The 498-nt window shown below is 68.1% G+C and carries 2 protein-coding genes; both read left to right on the plus strand.

All coding sequences use genetic code 11. From position 1 onward, the window contains the following. Positions 1-305: acyl-CoA dehydrogenase C-terminal domain-containing protein (locus tag DPV79_RS41660; RefSeq protein ID WP_208866705.1), on the plus strand; the 305-nt coding region annotated here is incomplete at its 5' end. A 36-nt stretch (positions 306-341) separates the two neighbouring features. Continuing rightward, on the plus strand, positions 342-498 hold a 157-nt coding region (locus DPV79_RS41665; protein ID WP_113048188.1), incomplete at its 3' end, for an FAD-dependent oxidoreductase.

Consider the following 498-nt stretch of genomic DNA (forward strand, 5'->3'; position numbering starts at 1 on the left):
AGGCGCTGTCGTCGGTGGTGGATTACGTGCTGGCGAACGCGAAGCAGGACCCGAACGCGGTGTTCGCGGGCAGCGTGCCGTACCTGAAGCTGGCGGGCGTGGTGCTGTGCGGATGGCAGATGGCGCGTGCGCTGGTGGCCGCGCAGGCGAACCGCGCGAGCGACCCGGCGTTCTTCGACGCGAAGATCGCGATCGCGCAGCTCTATGCGGAGCAGGTGCTGGTGCAGGCAGGCGCGCTCGAAGCGTCGATCGTCGGCACGAAGGGCAACGAGGGCGTGCTCGCGTTGACGGAAGATCAGTTCTGACCGGCTGACGGTCGGGACGCAGGAGGAGACAGGATTTTGACCACACAGGACTTGCTCGCGCAGTACGGCCCGCGCGAATCGATGGAATACGACGTCGTGATCGTCGGCGGCGGCCCCGCCGGGCTGTCGGCGGCGATCCGGCTCAAGCAGCTGGCCGCCGAGAAAGGCACCGAGATCGGCGTGTGCGTGCTCG

Origin of the sequence: Burkholderia reimsis, from assembly GCF_003294055.1 — a bacterium.
Classification (GTDB): domain Bacteria; phylum Pseudomonadota; class Gammaproteobacteria; order Burkholderiales; family Burkholderiaceae; genus Burkholderia; species Burkholderia cepacia.